Origin of the sequence: Streptococcus sp. 27098_8_91, from assembly GCF_041432385.1 — a bacterium.
Taxonomy (GTDB): domain Bacteria; phylum Bacillota; class Bacilli; order Lactobacillales; family Streptococcaceae; genus Streptococcus.
On sequence record NZ_JAPVZN010000022.1, the window covers coordinates 1 to 764 of the forward strand.

Annotated in this window: 1 pseudogene; it reads right to left on the bottom strand. The window is 41.2% G+C overall.

The features are described from left to right. A pseudogene (locus O3611_RS09725) lies at positions 1–764 on the bottom strand (hypothetical protein); the annotation flags it as partial.

A 764-nucleotide genomic window follows, 5' to 3' on the forward strand; every position in this document is an offset into this window, starting at 1 on the left:
CGTGTGATTTCAATCTTACCTGGTTTTTCAGTTTCAGCGATTTTGGTTGCTACCTTAATTGGGCTTAGTTCTGACTCAACATTAGGCTGTCCTGGCGTTTGAACAGTTGTTTTAGCTGTAATATTCCCTACTGGAATTGTTCCTGTGATTTTCGCTTTTCCATTTGTCACAGTACCTGTACCAATGGCACGTCCTTCCGGAGAATAAAGCGTTACAGTAGAGCCATCTTTTACCCCCTCATGAACATTTACTACAACTTCCGTGTTAGGAACTTCTGCTTTACCAGTCAAATCTGTTTCAATCGTCGGAGCTTTTGGTTTAACAATAATAGTTACTTGCGGATTAGATTCAGCTACTGATTTATCTGGATGGGTTGCTGTGGCTGTGTATTTGAAGACACCTGCTGTATCTTGGACAACTTTTGGCGCTTCTCCTTTCCATCCCCATTCTACTCCAACTCCACGTCCTTTTGGTGCTTCTGTGTATTGGTTAGAATCTACACGTCCATTCCATGTCTTTAGTGAATCTCCAACTGTAACAGTCTCTGTTTTACCTTCTAGTGGGTACTTTTCTGCTTGTTCATGTATTTCAAAAACAAAGTATCCTGTTGTGCTGTTAGTTCCGTCTGTTGAAATTGCACGGGCAGTATACTTCCCTTTCTTAACTTCTAGACCAACTTTTCCTGTTACATTTTGTCCTAATGGCGATTCTTCTGTTGCTGTTCCATTGACAGGTGTAAAGCTAAAGCCACTTTGGAGGTTTTC